Consider the following 792-nt stretch of genomic DNA (forward strand, 5'->3'; position numbering starts at 1 on the left):
TCCCGACCTGCGGTCGGAATGAACGGGGTGGCCTTTGAGCCGTTCGGCTAGTCCGTCCGCAGGCGGACGAACCAGCCTTTGGAGACCGATGCCCTTCGGGCACGGCTCAAAGGCCACCCCGTTAGCTATCAAAGGCATGAATAAAACCAATGATTATTCGTCCAGCTACCGAGCGAGACAGTAAAGTTCTGACGGAAATATCTCTTGCGTCGAAAAATCATTGGAAATACCCAGCGGAGTATTTTGAAATCTGGAAAAATGAACTCACAATAACTGGTGAATATATTAGAAACAATCATGTCCAAATCATTGAAATCAATGGTGAAGCCGTTGGTTATTACTCCGTCATCAAGCTAGAAAGTGATTTGGAAATATCAAATTTCACAATGGGAAAAGGAGTTTGGCTTGAGCACGTGTTTATCCGGCCAGAATTCATCGGCAAAGGTTATCAGACGTTGGGGTCGGACCAAGATAAGTTACTGAAATTGAATTGAAATGACCATGAAAAGCATTCAAGAATGGGTTTATGGCCTGATTTTCACAGTCAAAATCGTGGGTTTACAGGATCAATTATCATTCTGCTGCATTACATGGAGGGGAGCATGGCAAGAGCTAATCGTCATTTCATCCCGGGGTGCATTTGGCACATTACGCATCGCTGCCACCAGGCGGAATTCCTGCTGCGTTTTGCCCATGATCGCTCCCGCTTTGTCACTTGGCTTGGCGAGGCCCGTAAGCGCTACGGTCTACAACTTCTGAACTACACCGTCACCTCTAACCATGTTCATCTTT

The 792-nt window shown here is 46.6% G+C and carries 2 protein-coding genes; both read left to right on the plus strand.

The features are described from left to right. The first annotated feature begins 149 nt into the window (after positions 1-149). Positions 150-494, plus strand: a complete 345-nt coding sequence (locus AC1931_RS15435; RefSeq protein ID WP_483878167.1) for a GNAT family N-acetyltransferase — start codon at positions 150-152, stop codon at positions 492-494. Between the two features lie 108 nt (positions 495-602). Then, the coding region (locus AC1931_RS15440; protein WP_483878151.1) for a transposase at positions 603-792 on the plus strand (190 nt) is incomplete at its 3' end.

The sequence above is a fragment of the Pelovirga sp. C15f genome (assembly GCF_057178085.1).

Coding starts and splice junctions, on each gene's coding strand:
- AC1931_RS15435 (WP_483878167.1), top strand. CDS start 150: ATGATTATTCGTCCAGCTACCGAGCGAGACAGTAAAGTTCTGACGGAA.